At 72.8% G+C, this 13,759-nt stretch carries 10 protein-coding genes and 1 pseudogene; 5 read left to right on the forward strand and 6 right to left on the reverse strand.

The annotated features are described in order from the left end of the window. Positions 1–70 precede the first annotated feature (70 nt). Positions 71–631 (reverse strand): LytR C-terminal domain-containing protein, encoded by a 561-nt coding sequence (locus tag ACIQGZ_RS14825; RefSeq protein WP_402601909.1) that lies wholly within the window; start codon positions 629–631, stop codon positions 71–73. Between the two features lie 164 nt (positions 632–795). Here ACIQGZ_RS14825 and ACIQGZ_RS14830 point away from each other — a divergent pair, with 164 nt between their 5' ends. Continuing rightward, complete coding sequence (locus tag ACIQGZ_RS14830; protein WP_402601911.1) at positions 796–1,842, forward strand: glycosyltransferase family 2 protein; 1,047 nt, start codon at positions 796–798, stop codon at positions 1,840–1,842. 78 nt (positions 1,843–1,920) lie between these two features. Continuing rightward, positions 1,921–2,547, forward strand: coding sequence for an acyltransferase (locus ACIQGZ_RS14835; protein WP_402601912.1), 627 nt, complete (start codon positions 1,921–1,923; stop codon positions 2,545–2,547). A gap of 34 nt (positions 2,548–2,581) precedes the next feature. Here ACIQGZ_RS14835 and ACIQGZ_RS14840 read toward each other — a convergent pair whose 3' ends face one another. The 5 genes from ACIQGZ_RS14840 to ACIQGZ_RS14860 form a co-directional block, all read right to left on the reverse strand. After that, positions 2,582–4,228, reverse strand: coding sequence for an LCP family protein (locus tag ACIQGZ_RS14840; RefSeq protein ID WP_402601913.1), 1,647 nt, complete (start codon positions 4,226–4,228; stop codon positions 2,582–2,584). Positions 4,229–4,449: 221 nt separating this feature from the next. Then, on the reverse strand, positions 4,450–6,033 hold the full coding sequence (locus ACIQGZ_RS14845; RefSeq protein ID WP_402601915.1) for an LCP family protein: 1,584 nt from the start codon (positions 6,031–6,033) through the stop codon (positions 4,450–4,452). Between the two features lie 213 nt (positions 6,034–6,246). Next, positions 6,247–8,043 carry an LCP family protein gene (locus ACIQGZ_RS14850; RefSeq protein WP_402601916.1) on the reverse strand — a complete coding sequence of 599 codons (1,797 nt, stop codon included), beginning with the start codon at positions 8,041–8,043 and terminating at the stop codon, positions 6,247–6,249. A gap of 228 nt (positions 8,044–8,271) precedes the next feature. After that, positions 8,272–9,651, reverse strand: a complete 1,380-nt coding sequence (locus ACIQGZ_RS14855; RefSeq protein WP_402601917.1) for an LCP family protein — start codon at positions 9,649–9,651, stop codon at positions 8,272–8,274. A gap of 191 nt (positions 9,652–9,842) precedes the next feature. Next, entirely contained in the window at positions 9,843–10,619 is a 777-nt protein-coding gene (locus tag ACIQGZ_RS14860; protein WP_402601918.1) for a TIGR03089 family protein, read from the reverse strand. Between the two features lie 146 nt (positions 10,620–10,765). Between ACIQGZ_RS14860 and ACIQGZ_RS14865 the strand changes: the two genes are divergently transcribed. The 3 genes and pseudogenes from ACIQGZ_RS14865 to ACIQGZ_RS14875 all read left to right on the forward strand — a co-directional run. Further along, positions 10,766–11,971, forward strand: a complete 1,206-nt coding sequence (locus ACIQGZ_RS14865) for a peptidoglycan recognition protein (RefSeq protein WP_402601920.1) — start codon at positions 10,766–10,768, stop codon at positions 11,969–11,971. A 48-nt stretch (positions 11,972–12,019) separates the two neighbouring features. Beyond that, positions 12,020–13,000 carry a DNA-3-methyladenine glycosylase family protein gene (locus ACIQGZ_RS14870; RefSeq protein ID WP_402601922.1) on the forward strand — a complete coding sequence of 327 codons (981 nt, stop codon included), beginning with the start codon at positions 12,020–12,022 and terminating at the stop codon, positions 12,998–13,000. 214 nt (positions 13,001–13,214) lie between these two features. Next, positions 13,215–13,658, forward strand: a pseudogene (locus ACIQGZ_RS14875) (SRPBCC family protein); the annotation flags it as partial. Positions 13,659–13,759 lie beyond the last annotated feature (101 nt).

Genomic DNA, 13,759 nt, shown 5'->3' on the forward strand with positions numbered 1-13,759 from the left:
GAACAGGGGAGCGGCCCCGGTGCGCTTGACGCGCACCGGGGCCGCCGTCTTCGCGCGGGCGGCGCCGGGCTCAGCGGCAGCGGGTGGCCCGGGGAGCGGCGCCGGCCGGGGGAGGGGCGGCGGGGAGCGGCTCGGGGGCGGTGTAGTCGGCGCCCGCGACGACCTGCATCACCGGGCCGAGCCCGGGGGCCGGGATCAGCAGGGCGCCGGGCAGCGCGGCGGCGACGGTCCGCACCGACTCGTCCCAGCGCGGGTCGTAGCGGACCACGGTACGGGCGGTGCCCGGCCCGGTGGCGGCCCCGGCCAGCCCGGTGGTGGCGAAGCCGTCCCGGCGCAGCTCCCGGTCGACCCGGGCGCCGAGCCCGGGGTCGCCGGTGCCGTTGAGCACCTGGAGCCGGATCAGCCTGGGCGGCACGGCGTGGGCCGGGCCCACCGCGTCCTGGGAGCGGGGGCCGGGCCCGCAGCGCGGGGCGTCCACCCGGCCCCCGGGGTGCCCGCCGCCGTGTCCGGTGTGCAGCAGCCCCCAGCCCGGTCCGGCGAGCACCAAGCAGGAGGCGGCGCCGGCCAGCCACATCGCCGGGCGCCGCCCGCGCGGGGCGGCCGGTCCGGGTGGCGGCGGGTCCTCGGGCATCCCCGGGAGGGTACGGCCGGCCGGTCGGCGGCGCGGCGGTACACGCCGTACGGGCCGGGGCTTGCACCACTTCGGGGGAAACGTTCCGCTTCTGCGGGGCGCCGACCGGTCCCGTACGCCATCCGGCGCAGCGGCCGGGGTCCGTCACCTGTACGGTTGGCGCGATGAGCGCCAACACTGCCGAGGAGCTGCCGGCGGTCTCCGTGATCATGCCGGTGCTCAACGAGGAACGACACCTCAGAACCGCTGTCCGGCACATCCTGGAGCAGGAGTACGCCGGCGGGCTGGAGGTGGTGATCGCGCTCGGCCCGTCCACCGACCGGACCGACGAGATCGCCGCCGAGCTGGCCGCCGAGGACCCCCGGGTCCACACCGTCCCCAACCCCACCGGCCGCACCCCGGCCGCGCTGAACGCCGCCATCCGGGGTTCGGGCAACCCCGTGGTGGTGCGGGTCGACGGCCACGGGATGCTGACGCCCGGTTACATCGCCACTGCCGTCCGGCTGCTGGACGAGAAGGACGCGGCCAACGTCGGCGGGATCATGCACGCCGAGGGCGAGACCGCGTGGGAGAAGGCCGTCGCCGCGGCCATGACCTCCCGGATAGGCGTCGGCAACGCCGCCTTCCACACCGGCGGCGCGGCGGCCCCCGCCGAGACCGTGTACCTGGGCGTCTTCCGCCGCGAGGTGCTGGAGAAGCTCGGCGGGTACAACGAGGAGTTCATCCGCGCCCAGGACTGGGAGCTGAACTACCGCATCCGGCAGGACGGCGGGCTGATCTGGTTCACCCCCGAGCTGCGGGTCTCCTACCGGCCCCGGCCCAGCGTCCGGGCGCTCGCCAAGCAGTACAAGGACTACGGCCGCTGGCGGCGGGTGGTCACCCGCTACCACCGGGGCTCGGTCAACCTGCGCTACCTCGCCCCGCCCGCCGCGCTGACCGGCGTGGTCGCCGGGCTGGTGCTGGGCGCCGCGCTGCACCCGCTGTTCCTGGTGGTCCCCGGCGGCTACGCCGCGGCGATCCTGCTGGGCTCGCTGCGCGAGGGCCGCGGGCTGTCGCTGCGGGCCCGGCTCCAGCTGCCGGTGGCGCTGGCCACCATGCACATGTGCTGGGGCTGGGGCTTCCTGACCTCGCCGCGCTCGCTGGCCCGCCGGGTGATCGCCTCCCGCTCCCCGGAGCCGGGCGCCGTCGGCGGGAGCCTCGCCGACCGCTGAACCTCCACGCTCCGGCCGCCCCGGCTGGGTACGCTCGCGCCATCCACACAGGCGGCGGGAGCGGAAGGGGCGGCCGGAATGGCGCACAGCGGAGTGGGCGGCCCGGTACGCGTCCAGCCGAGCGCGGACGTCGACGAGCGCGCCCGGATCGGCGCGGGCACCGTCGTCTGGCACCTGGCCCAGATCCGCGAGGACGCGGTGGTCGGCCGGGACTGCATCATCGGCCGGGGCGCCTATGTCGGGCCCGGCGTGCGGCTGGGCGACCGGGTCAAGCTCCAGAACCACGCCCTGGTGTACGAGCCGGCCGTGGTCGAGGACGGCGTCTTCGTCGGCCCGGCGGTGGTGCTCACCAATGACCTCTACCCCCGCTCGGTCGACCCGGACGGCAGGCTCAAGCGCGGCGACGACTGGGACGCACGCGGGGTGACGCTCCGCCGGGGCTGCTCGATCGGCGCCCGCGCGGTGCTGGTCGCCGGGGTGACGGTCGGCCGCTGGGCACTGGTCGCGGCCGGCGCGGTGGTCCACCGGGACGTCCCCGATTACGCCCTGGTCGCCGGGGTGCCCGCCCGCCGCCTCAAGTGGGTCGGCCGGGCCGGCGAACCGCTGGAGCCGCTCCCCGCCGCCGGGGACGGCGCCACCCGGTGGCGCTGCCCCCGCACGGCGGCGGAGTACATCGAGCGCGACGGCCTGCTCACCGAGGCGTGAACCGCCGCGCCCGGCAGGGGGCCCGGCAGGTGCGTCAGTAGGTGTAGATGCCGCCCTGCGACACCACGTGCATGCAGTCCTTCTCGGCCGAGCTCTGGGCGACGACGGTGGTGGGCAGGGCGCCGGCCTTGGGGATGTCCTTCACCGGGTAGGTGGCGCCGGTCGTCCAGTCCGCGCCGATCACCAGCTCCGGACCGCCGCCGGACGCGGACTCGCGCAGCGCGGAGGCGGGCAGCTTCAGGGCGGCGGCCACGGCCTGCGCCTCCGCCTTGTGCTCGGCGCTGAAGGTGATCGTCGTACTGGGCTGGGCGGGCGCGTTGCCGGGATTGCCCACGGCGGCCTTGCCGAACCCGGCGGACTTCAGCTCCTCCGCGAGGGCGGCGGCCCGTCCCTGGGCGGTGGTGCTGTTCCGGACGGTGACGGCCACCGACGCCTTGTCGACGTCGGTTGCGGCGTTGCTCGCGGTGGCCGACGCGGAGGCGGCGGGCTTGGCCTTCTTCTTGCCGAACTTGTCCAGCGGGACGTCGGACAGCAGCATCTGCCAGACCGGGTCGGCGTTCTGCTTGTCCAGGATCACCGTCGCCTTGGGGTTCTGCGGGTCCGGCAGGGTCGGGATGGTGAGCGTGGTGATCCGCTTGGTGGGCACCTTGCGCAGCTCGGTACCGAGGTCGTAGAGCTTCTTGATGGTGTTGAGGCCGTCGTCGGGCTTGATCGCCTTGGTGGCCGCCTCGGCCAGGTCCATCAGCTTGGCGGGGTTGGTCAGGGTGCCGTCCGACTTCAGCGAGCGCACCAGGGAGCTGAGGTACATGTGCTGCGCCTTGGTGCGGTTGAGGTCGCTGCCCCAGGCGTCGCGGGTGCGCAGCCAGAGCAGCGACTGCTCGGCGTTGAGGACGTTGTCACCCTTGGGGAGCTTCAGCCCGGTACCGCCGATTCCGCGTACCTTGCGATCGTACATGTTCATGTCGACGCAGACATGGACCCCGCCGACGGCCTGGGCCATGTCCACCACGCCGCCGAAGTCGATCACCATGAAGTGGTCGATCTCCAGCCCGGTCAGCGCGGACCAGGTGCCGAGGGTGCACCCCGGGCCGCCGTGTGCCAGTGACTCGTTGATGCGCCGGTACGGCGCCTCCGGATAATCCTTGCCGTCCTCGTCGTGGCACTCCGGAATCGTCACCATGGTGTCGCGCGGAATGCTGATCAGCGAGGCGTTGCTGCGGTCGGCCGACACATGCAGCAGCATCTGGACGTCGGCCAGCGGGGGGTCGCTCGCGAGATTCTTGCCGCCGCCCAGTTCCTGGGCGCGCTTGGTGGCGCGGCTGTCCGATCCGATCAGCAGGATGTTGATCGGCACCTGCCCGAACGCATTGGGCGCGGTGCGTTTCCCCTCCACGTCGGAAAGGTTCTTCTTGGAGGTCTTGATATTGCTGTTGAGGTGTTGGTAGTAGAGCCATCCGGAGCCGGTGGCGAGAACGACGCAGGTGCCGGCCCCGATGGCGATCGGCTTCAGATAGCGCTTGATCCCGGTCTTGGGCTTGCGGCGGCTGCTGTGGGCCGCCCTCGACGATCTCCTGGACCGCTGGGCGGGTATCGCGCCGGCGTCCTCTCCCGCCGGGGCGTCCGCTCCGGGAGTCTCGGGCGTACCGCCGACCGGGGCGGCGGTGTGGTCATGCCTGGCCATGGCGGACGGTTCACCTTCTCGGGGGAGGAAACGGGCACGGCTCCGGGCGGCCGCTATCTTTCCGTAACCTACCTTTCGAAGGCGTTTCGTGCACACGGTCCGGGGAATGAATACGGCAATAACCAGCTATGACTCAGATCACATGCCCCGCTGTGCAACCTTCTCGGCCATGGAATTACTCAGGGGCTTCTCAGAAAATGCTGCACATCGCACTCGGCCGACTACCAGCTGTAGATGTAGTGGCCGGTGCGGTCCTTCTGCATGTTGACCGCCATGCACTGGTCCTTGTCGGACTCGGCGTTCTGGGAGACGGCGGTGGTGGGGAGCGCGCCGGCCTTGGGGAGGGTGGCGCGGAAGTCGGTGCCGCTGCTCCAGTCGGTGCCGATCACCAGCGTGGGGTGGTCGGCGGTGCCGGAGACCTGCAACTTGGCCGCCGGCAGGCCGATCGCCGCGGCCACGGCCTGGGCCTGGGCCTGCTGGGCGGCCGGGTATTCGATGGCGGTCACCTCGGCGGGGGTGGGGTCGGTGTCCACGACCGCCCCGGTGAAGCCCTCGGTGATGAGGAAGTCGGAGAGGGCCTTCGCCCGGTGGGTGACGCCGCCGCCGTTCCTGACCGCGATCCGTACGGCGGCCTTGTCCACGGGCGCCTTGGTGGGCGCGGCGGACGTGGTGGCCGTGGGCTTGGGCTTGCCGTTCTTGTCCAGCGGGATGTCGTTGGCGATCATGTCGAAGACGCGGGACGCGTCGGGGGCCGGCTGCACATGCGCCTTGTCCGTGGGGATGTACTCGAACGGCATGGTGGCCATGGTGAGGCGGTTGGTGGGGACCTTGTTCATCTCCCGGGCCAGTTGCGCCAGCGAGACCAGGCTGCCCAGGTCGTCGTCCACGGTGAGTGACTTGGTCGCCTGGTCGGCGAGGGCATTGAGCTTCAGCGGGTTGGCCAGTGTGCTCTTGGACTGCATCTGACGGGCCAGCGAGTTCATGTAGAGGTGCTGGGCGTGGGTCCGGCCGATGTCCGTGCCGTCCTCGAAGGCATGCCGGGTGCGCAGCCACTCCAGGGCCTGCACGCCCTGGATGGTGGTCGTGCCCTCCTTCAGCTTGAGGTGCGAGCCCTCGACGTGCTTCTTGCCGTACTTGTCGGTGTAGGCCTGGTTGTCGCTGACATTGTGGTCGACGCAGACCGGAACCCCTCCGACCGCGTCGGCCATGTCCACCACACCGCCGAAGTCGACCATCATGTAGTGGTCGATGTGGATATGGGTCAATTGCTGCCAGGCTCCGACCACGCAGCCGGGCCCGCCGTTCCCCAGGCTGGCGGTGATGATCGCCCGCATTGCCGAGTAGGACTGCTGGGTCCGGGGATCGGTGCAGGCGGGTATGTCGACCACCGTGTCACGGGGAATGCTGAGCACCGAAGCGTTGCTGCGGTCGGCCGAGAGGTGCAGCAGCATCTCGACGTCCGCGTGCGGGGGGCCGCTGTCGCAGGCGCCGCCGAGGGCGCAGTCCCGCTTGTCGCCCCGGCCGTCCGAGCCTATGAGCAGGATGTTCAGCGGCGTCTGGCCGAAGGCGTTCGCCTTGGATTTCGGCACGTCCACCGTGCTGGTATTCAGGGCGCCGTGCCGGATATTGCCGTTCAGGTGCTCGTAGTAGAGCCAGCCGGAAACGGTCGAGAGGACGACGCAGGAGCCCGCCGCTATGGCCACCGGCTTGAGAAAGCGCTTGGCGCCCTTCTTGGGTTTCCGCCGGCTGGTCCGGGCCCGCCGGTGTGCCGCTGGGGTTCCCTCGGTGGGGTCTTTCGGGTCCATTGGGACGGTTCACCTCTACAGCCGGGGGTCTGGTCGCTCGATTGCGCAACCTACCTTTCGTTTCGGCAATGGCGCATGGGTTCGGGGAATGACGGTGTGATACCGGCCGTGATTCGAATCACGGCCGGTTGCGTACAACCTTTTTCTCGGTCGATCGACCGACGGCGGCCGGTGAATCGCTGCGGAATACAGCGACTCGTCACCGATCGCTTGTCACTTGGCGCACACGTCGGTGTCGTCCGCCTCGACCCGCTGGAGGTTGGAGGGGGCGACGGTCGGGGCGGTCAGCGGGACGCCGGGGCCCTTGAAGTCCTTGCCGAGGACCAGCAGCATCGGGTCCATCGCGCCGGTCCCGTACGTGGTGGTGGCCTTCAGCTGGGCGGCGGGCAGGCCCATCGCGGCGGCCAGGGTGCGGGCCTGGTCGGCGTGGTCGGGCGCGTAGTAGAGCGTGGTCTTGTCCGTCGGGTCGAAGTTGGAGCCGTTGCTGCTGCGGATGAAGCCCTGGGTGTTCTGCATCCACTCCACGGTGGACTGGGCCTGGCCGGTGACGCCGCTGCCGTTCTTCACGGTGACCCGGACGTCGGCCGGTGCCGCCTTGGTGGCGGCGGGCGAGGTGGTGGCGGCGGGCGAGGCCGACGCGGTGGCCTTGGGCTTCACCTTGGTCAGCGACTTGTCGGCGGCGACCATGCTGAACAGCTGGCCGGCGTCCGGGTCCTTGACGATGAGCCGGTTCTTGTCCTCGGGGTCGTCCAGCACCGGCACCGTGGTGAAGGTGATGTGCTTGGTGTCCACGGCGCTCAGGTCCAGGGCCAGGTCCTTGAGCTTCAGCACACCGGCGATGTCGTCGTCCACGGTGAGCGCCTTGGTGGCGGCGTTCGCCAGGTCCCACAGCTTGCCGGGGTTGGTCAGCGTGCCGTCGCTCTTGACCTTGCGGATCAGCGCGCTGATGAACTGCTGCTGGAGCGGGATGCGGGTCAGGTCGCCGCCGAGGCCGACCGCATGCCGGGTGCGGACGAAGGCCAGTGCCTCGTCACCCTGGATGACGTGGGTGCCCTTCGTCATGTTGAGGTGGGACTGCTTGTCGACGATGTCCTTGCCGGCGCAGACCTCGACACCGCCGACCGCGGTGGAGATGGTCTTCACCGCCTCGAAGTTGACCTCCACGAAGTGGTTGATGCGGATGCCGGTCAACTGCTCGACGGTCTTCCAGGTGCAGCCCGGGTCACGGCCGTCCTGCCCCAGGCTGGTGTTGAACATCGCCCGCTGCGAACCCGGGATCACCTTGTCCCCCGTCTTGCAGTCCGGGATCGGGACCATCAGGTCGCGGGGGATGGAGATGGCGGTGGCGTTGGTGCGGTCCGCCGAGACATGGAAGACGAAGGTGGTGTCGGCATGGCCGACGCTGCCCGCGTCACCGTACTTCTTGCCCAGGCCCTCACGGCTGTCGGTGCCGATGATCAGGATGTTGACGGCCTTGGTGGGGCCCTTGGGGCGGTTCGCCTCGTCGCCGAGGTCGACCTTGACGCCGGTGATGTTGCCGTTGAGGTGCTGGTAGGCGAAGTAGCCGCCGGTGCAGCCGGCCACCAGGACGAAGCCGCCGACCCCGGCCGTCCACTTCAGCATCCGGCGGCTGCGGGCGGGGTTGCGGCTCGCCTTGCGGCGGGCGGCCCGGCCGCCGGTGACGGCGCCGGAGGACTCCGGCGCGCCACCGCGCGCGCGGCGGGCGGCCGCGCGACCGCCGCTCTGGGAGGGGATGCCGGAGGCGGCGGCGGAGGCGGCGGCGGAGTCGGGCGCGGCGGCGGGATCGGGAGCGGCCGCAGCCCGGCGCCCGGCCGGGACGCCCTGGCCGGGCACGCCGGGCCGCTGCGCACCGGCCGCCGGGCCGTCCACGTTCAGCCGGTAGCTGCCGGTGGCCGGGTCGAGGACCCACTGGTCCGCCGGGTCGGCGCCTTCCGGCCATTCGGGACCGGCGCCCGAGGCGCCGTGCGCACGGCCGTCTCCAGCGTTCACGGTTGAAACCCCTCCGCCTTGCCGGTCCGCGCTCCCCCAGCGCGAATGAGTCCTTGTGGTTTCCCTGCTGCGGCCCGCCCCTGCGGGACCGCCGCCCGGCGGGCCTGCCGGACCGACCGGGCACACACTAGCTGCCTAGTTGAGCGCGTCGGCAGGCGCGTGACAAATCCCATACTGGTCATATCGGTCAAACCGCATCAGATCGCTGACGATTCTCAGGGAACAGGGTCACTGCTTGTCGCAGATGTCCTGATCTGCCGTTCGGCCGCTGAACGAGGGTTCGTCGCTGTCGGACGCCTTGACCGCCTTGTCCCGCTGCCCGCCGTCGTCGGCGGAGGCGTCGTCCGTCGTCACCCGCACCGGCCGGTCGTCGTTCAGCGCCTTGAACAGCTGGTCGGCCAGCGGCTGCACCAGCTGGTCCCGGTTGTGGTCCGGCGGGTACGGCTCGCGGGGCGCGGTGAGGAAGGCGACGTTCTCGGCCGGTATGGAGCGCAGGCTCTCCGCGAGGTCGGACAGCGCGCCGAGCGAGCTGAGCCCGGGGTCGGCCGTGATGGACGAGGTCGCGGCGTCCAGCAGCGGCCACAGCTTGGTCGGGTTGAGCAGCACCCCGTCCGACTGCACCTTCTTCACCAGCGAGCTGAGGAACTGCTGCTGGCGGCCCATCCGCTCGGTGTCGCTGCCGTTGCCCAGGGTCTCCCGGACCCGGACGAAGCCCAGCGCCTGCTCGCCGTTGAGCTTGTGCGGCCCGGCGGGCAGGTCCAGCTTGGCGTTCCGGTCGTGCACGTCCTGGTTCAGGCAGACCTGCACCCCGCCGACCGCGTTCACCATCTTCTTGAAGCCGGTGAAATCCACGATCAGATGGTGGTCGATCCGGATGCCGGTGAGGTCCTCCACGGTGCGGATGGTGCAGGCCGCCCCGCCGAACTCGAAAGCCCAGTTGAACTGCACGAACTGCTTGTGGGTGTACGAGCCGTCGGACCGCTCGCAGCTCGGCACGGTGACCATCGCGTCCCGCGGGATGGAGACCGCCACGGCCCGCTTCCGGTCGGCGGAGAGGTGCAGCAGGATCGTGGTGTCCGAGCGCTGACCGCCCGCCTCGCCGTACTTGCCGTTGGCGCCGCTGCGGTCGTCGCTGCCGATCAGCAGGATGTTCTCGGCGTTGTACGTCTTGGGGTCGGGGTTGCGGGTCGGCCGGGCGGACTCCTGGTGCTGGAGTATCCGGTTGGTGGCGATGTCGGTGGTGATGTTGCCGTCCAGCCTGCGGTACGCCCACCAGGCGGTGCCGGCCCCGGCCACCAGCAGCAGCGCCAGGGTGCCGGCTCCGGCGGCGAGCAGCCGGCGCCGTCTGCGGCGGCGGTGCGGCGCGTCGGGGTCGGCCGCTTCCGGCTCCGGCGCGGTGGCCGGCTCGGCTGTCGGCTCGGCGTCGGCGGTGGCCGGCTGGGGGGCCGCGTCCGGCTGGGGGTCCGCGTCCGGCTGGGGCCCGGGTATCGGGTCGGCCGTCGGTTCGGCCGTCGGTTCGGGGGCGGCCGCTTCCGGCTGCGGCTCGGCGTCGGGGGCGGCCGGAGTCGGGCGCTCCGGCGGTTCGGGGGTGCCTGAAGAGGTGGACACGTCGGTACTCGATCCCCCTGTGCGTCAGTGTGCAGTCGGCTGCCCCGCGCGGGGGCCGGGTCTGCCCGGCAGGTCTGCCGTGTCAGACACACAGCCGAATCACAAGGTTGCACGGCCGTTCGAACCCGTACCGTCCGAATCCACGGCCGTTCCGGGCGGCGCCCACCCCCCGCAGGCGCCGCCCGGACCGCTCAGCCCAGCCGCAGGGTGACCCGCTCGGATTCGGTCCGCCGCTCCCACTGCTCGGTCGACAGCCCCTCGGAGTTGCGGCACAGCACCACCGAGGCGCCCGCCGCCAGCGGCGCGAGCAGCCCGGCCTCCAGGCCCTCCCAGTCGTCGTACGAGAGCGTGCTCAGCACCCGGTCCCCGGGGCCGAGGCCCAGCCGGGCGGCGCCCGCGCGGGCGTGCCGCATGGTCTCGTCGCCGGTGAGCTTCAGCACGGTGCCGTCGTGGGCGATCTCCAGCGCGGGCGCGTCCGGGTCCACCGGTGAGTACGGCGCGAAGCGGTCGCCCTGCGCGGGCACCTCGGTGGCGTAGTCCAGGAAGCCGGACGGCCGCTGCGGGAAGCGCCCGCCGAGCGGGCGCAGCGCCAGCGCCACCCGTTCGCCGGAACACGCCTGGGCGGCCGCCAGGCCGTCCGGGCCGCTGACCACCAGGTCCGCCGCCTCGGGGTCGCCGCCGGGGGCGGCGGCAACCCCCACCGACCAGCAGGCCAGCAGCCAGACGGCGGTCTGCCAGTGGGCGGGCAGCAGCAGGGCGGCGCGGTCCCCGGGGTTCGCGTTCAGCTCGTCCTGGAGCAGGTTGGAGGTCTTGGCGACCCAGTTGTCGAACGTCCTGACGGACAGCTCGACTCTCTCCCCGGTGCCGTCGTCGTAGAAGGTGACCAGGGGGCGGGCAGGGTCCCCGTCGAGCGCGGATCGCAGCAGGTCGGCGGGGGTGCGGGCGTCGGCGGCGAATGTCGCAGTCATGGTGCGCCCCAGACTACGGCCTACGCCCGCCGCCGACGCCCCCGGGCACGGCATGGATTGGCGACGACGGCGCGGCTCGCCGGGCGTATCTGGCGGTTCGCCAGTTGAGGTGGCGTCATGTCGCATATGCGACCAATATCCCTTTTATGCGTCTTACTCACCTGACAGCACTGGGGGCCGGCTGCATCGCCGTCGTCGCCCTACAGAGTCTGCCCCCCGACGGACCCGCCCGGCCCGAGGCCCGTACCGGCTCCTCCCAGGGGGTTTCGGCGGACGCGCTCGGTGCCTCGCGGGACCCGGGCGCCGCGTTCTTCCTCCCGCTGACCGCCACCGGGGCCACCGTACGGACGGCCGCCGGACCGGCCAGGGTGCTGGAGGTGCCCGCCCAGCGCACCAAGCCCTTCTCGCTGCTCGGCGTCACCTGGGCCGACCCCCGGGTCGACCTGGACGGCACCGTGCAGGCCCGCACCCGGAACAGCCGCAGCGGCCAGTGGAGCGGCTGGCTCCAGGTGTCCGGCGGCTCCGACGACGCGCCGGACATCGGCTCCACCGAGCGGGCCGCCCCCGGCGCCCGTGGCGGCACGGCCCCGCTGTGGGCGGGCCCGTCCGACGGGGTGCAGGTCCGGGTGCTGCCGGGCCGGTCGCCGCTGCCGACCGGGCTGCGGGTGGACCTGGTCGACCCCGGCACCGGCACCCAGAGCTCGGTGGAGCCCCGGGTACTGCCCGAGGTCGGGCCCGGTCCGCTGGGACGGCGGCTCACCCGCCGGGAGTACACCGCCGACCGGCCCGCCATCGTCACCCGTGCGGGTTGGAAGGCGGACGAGAGCCTGATCAAGGGCAGCACTCCGGAGTACACCGGCACGGTCAAGGTCGTCTTCGTCCACCACACCGCGACCGGCAACGACTACGACTGCGCGGAGGCCGACGCGCTGATCCGCAGCATCTACCGCTACCACGTGCAGAGCAACGGCTGGCGGGACATCGGCTACAACTTCCTGGTCGACAAGTGCGGCACCCTCTACGAGGGCCGGTCCGGCGGCGTCGCCCGGCCGGTGATGGGCGCGCACACCCTCGGCTTCAACTCCGACTCCACCGGCATCGCGGCGCTGGGCACCTTCAGCGACGGCGAGACCCCGGTGAAGATGCTGGAGGCCATTGCCAGGCTCGCCGCCTGGAAGCTCGGCCTCGGCGGGCGCGACCCGCTGGGCAGCGCCGTCCTGGGCAGCAAGCAGACCACCCTGCGGGCGATCTCCGGGCACCGCGACGCCCTCGCCACCCAGTGCCCCGGCAACGCGCTCTACGCGGAGCTGCCCCAGATCCGCAGCGAGGCCGCCGAGCTCCAGGGCCGCTAGCCGGCCTCCGGGGCAGCCGGCTGGGGCCGCCCCGTACCCTGGGCGGTCATGACCACCCAGCCGCCCGCCGCCGCGCCCGGCCCGGCCCCCGCCGGGCCGCGCCGCACCTGGCGGCCCGCGTACCCGGTCGACCCGGGGCTGGTGCTGGGCTTCCTCTGCCGGGGGCCGGGCGACCCCGCCTACCGCACCGCACCGGACGGCGCCGTCTGGCGGGCCTCCCGCACCCCGGCGGGCCCCGGCACCCTGCGGGTGGCCGCCCGCCCGGCGGAGGGCGCCGTCGAGGCGCAGGCGTGGGGGCCCGGCGCGCAGTGGCTGCTGGACCGGCTGCCGGCGCTGCTGGGCGACGGTGACGACCCGGCGGGCTTCGTGCCCGACCCGCGCCACCGGGTGCTGTACGACGCCCACCGGCGCCACCCGGGGCTGCGGATCGGCCGCACCGGGCTGGTACTGGAGTCGCTGGTGCCGGCCGTGCTGGAGCAGAAGGTCACCAGCGACGAGGCGTACCGGGGCTGGCGGCTGCTGCTCCAGCGGTTCGGCACCCCGGCCCCCGGTCCGGCCGCCGCGTACGGCTCGCCGGTCGCCCGGATGCGGGTGGCGCCCGCCGCCCGGGACTGGGCGCTGGTCCCGTCCTGGGAGTGGCACCGCGCCGGGGTGGACGCCAAGCGGGCCGGGACGGTCGTGCGCGCGGCCCGGCTGGCGCCACGGCTGGAGGAGGCGTCCGCGCTGGACCCCGTCGCCGCTGCCGCCCGCCTCACCGCCGTACCGGGCATCGGCCCGTGGACGGCGGCGGAGACCCTCCAGCGCAGCAACGGCGACCCGGACGCCGTCACGGTGGGGGATCTGCACCTGCCCAACACCGTCGGCTGGGCGCTGGCCGGGCGGCCGCGCACCGACGACGCCGGGATGCTGGAGCTGCTGGAGCCCTACCGGGGCCACCGCTACCGGGCCTGCCGGCTGATCTGCCTCACCGGGCTGCGCGCCCTCCGGCGCGGCCCGCGCCTGGCGCCGCGCGACTTCCGGGCGATCTGAGCGGCGCCCCCCACCGGCGCCCCCCACCGGCGCCCCCAGCCGGTGTCCCGGCCGGTGTCCCGGCCGGTGTCCCGGCCGGCGCCACGGCTACCCGGCATTATCACGGCGAAACGGGCGTTTCGCCTGTCGGGGCAGGGGCAGCCGACCAGTGAGGCGGTGACCGCACCAACGCGGTCCACGGAACCGCCGCCCGCACCGTGAGGAGTGATTCGGCGTGACGACCGTCGAGCAGTCGATCGACGTGGACGTCCCGGTCCGCACCGTGTACAACCAGTGGACCCAGTTCGAGGAGTTCCCCCGCTTCATGGCCGGGGTGGAGCGCATCGAGCAGCGGACCCCCACCCTGACCCACTGGCACACCAAGATCGCCGGAGTGAGCCGCGAGTTCGACGCCCAGATCGACGAGCAGCGGCCGGACGAGCGGATCGCCTGGCACAGCGTCGGCGGCAAGGGCCAGGCCGGCGTGGTCACCTTCCACCGGCTGGGTGACAGCAGGACCCGGGTGATGCTCCAACTGGACTACGAGCCGGAGGGCCTGCTGGAGCAGGCGGGCGACAAGCTCGGCATGGTCAAGGGCCGGGTGGACGGCGACCTGAAGAAGTTCAAGGAGTACATCGAGTCGCGTGGCACCGAGAGCGGCGCCTGGCGCGGCGAGGTGTCCGGCGGCGCCGACCGGCCGGCCACGGGCCGGCAGCCGGGCGTCGGCCACGGCCTCCGCCCCGGGCAGGCGGGCGGCCCCGAGGAACCGTACGACCCCTA

Origin of the sequence: Streptomyces sp. NPDC092296, from assembly GCF_044755465.1 — a bacterium.
Classification (GTDB): Bacteria; Actinomycetota; Actinomycetes; order Streptomycetales; family Streptomycetaceae; genus Peterkaempfera.

Excerpts from the sequence above, each read along its gene's own strand:
- ACIQGZ_RS14840 (WP_402601913.1), bottom strand. The coding sequence starts at position 4,228 with ATGGCCAGGCATGACCACACCGCCGCCCCGGTCGGCGGTACGCCCGAG.
- ACIQGZ_RS14825 (WP_402601909.1), bottom strand. The coding sequence starts at position 631 with ATGCCCGAGGACCCGCCGCCACCCGGACCGGCCGCCCCGCGCGGGCGG.
- ACIQGZ_RS14835 (WP_402601912.1), top strand. The coding sequence starts at position 1,921 with ATGGCGCACAGCGGAGTGGGCGGCCCGGTACGCGTCCAGCCGAGCGCG.
- ACIQGZ_RS14830 (WP_402601911.1), top strand. The coding sequence starts at position 796 with ATGAGCGCCAACACTGCCGAGGAGCTGCCGGCGGTCTCCGTGATCATG.
- ACIQGZ_RS14860 (WP_402601918.1), bottom strand. The coding sequence starts at position 10,619 with ATGACTGCGACATTCGCCGCCGACGCCCGCACCCCCGCCGACCTGCTG.
- ACIQGZ_RS14865 (WP_402601920.1), top strand. The coding sequence starts at position 10,766 with ATGCGTCTTACTCACCTGACAGCACTGGGGGCCGGCTGCATCGCCGTC.
- ACIQGZ_RS14845 (WP_402601915.1), bottom strand. The coding sequence starts at position 6,033 with ATGGACCCGAAAGACCCCACCGAGGGAACCCCAGCGGCACACCGGCGG.
- ACIQGZ_RS14870 (WP_402601922.1), top strand. The coding sequence starts at position 12,020 with ATGACCACCCAGCCGCCCGCCGCCGCGCCCGGCCCGGCCCCCGCCGGG.